Origin of the sequence: Burkholderia sp. CpTa8-5, from assembly GCF_017815045.1 — a bacterium.
Lineage (GTDB): Bacteria > Pseudomonadota > Gammaproteobacteria > Burkholderiales > Burkholderiaceae > Burkholderia > Burkholderia sola.
This window is the reverse complement of sequence record NZ_JAGIQD010000081.1, coordinates 1-800: the sequence shown is the minus strand read 5'-3', so window position 1 is coordinate 800 and position 800 is coordinate 1. Positions and strand designations below refer to the sequence as shown.

Here is an 800-nt window from a genome sequence, read left to right as displayed (position 1 = left end):
AGGCCGTAGTCGGCCACGCTGAAGATCGGTGCTTCGGGATCCTTGTTGATCGCGACGATCACCTTCGAATCCTTCATGCCGGCCAGGTGCTGGATCGCACCCGAGATGCCGACCGCGATGTACAACTGCGGCGCGACGATCTTGCCGGTCTGGCCGACCTGGTAGTCGTTCGGCACGTAGCCGGCGTCGACTGCCGCGCGCGAGGCGCCGAGCGCTGCCGACAGCTTGTCGGCCAGCGGCTCCAGCACCTTCGTGTAGTTCTCGCCGCTGCCCAGACCGCGGCCGCCCGACACGATGATGCTCGCCGACGTCAGTTCCGGACGGTCCAGCTTCGTCACTTCACGGCTCACGAACTGCGACTTGCCGGCGTCGGCTGCCGCTTCGATCTTGTCGACCGATGCGCTGCCGCCTTCCGCCGCCACCGGATCGAAACCCGTTGCCCGCACCGTGATGACCTTGATCGAGTCGCTCGACTGTACCGTCGCGATCGCGTTGCCCGCGTAGATCGGACGCTCGAACGTATCGGCCGAATCGACCGCCGTGATGTCCGAGATCTGCGCGACGTCCAGCTTCGCGGCGATGCGCGGCGCGATGTTCTTGCCGTAGGCCGTCGCCGGCGCGAGGATGTGCGAGTAGTCCTTCGCGATGTTCAGCGCGGTCGCCTCGACGTTTTCCGCGAGGCCTTCGGCCAGTTGCGGCGCGTCGGCCAGCAGCACCTTCGAAACGCCCGCGATTTTCGCTGCCGCATCGGCCGCCGCTTGCGCGTTGTGGCCCGCGACCAGCACGTGGATGTCGCCGCC

1 protein-coding gene is annotated in these 800 nt (G+C 67.0%); it reads right to left on the bottom strand.

Annotated features, from left to right (window positions below):
• Window positions 1-800, bottom strand: an 800-nt coding sequence (locus tag J8I35_RS34405; protein ID WP_209929399.1) for an electron transfer flavoprotein subunit alpha/FixB family protein, incomplete at both ends; no start/stop codon positions are given.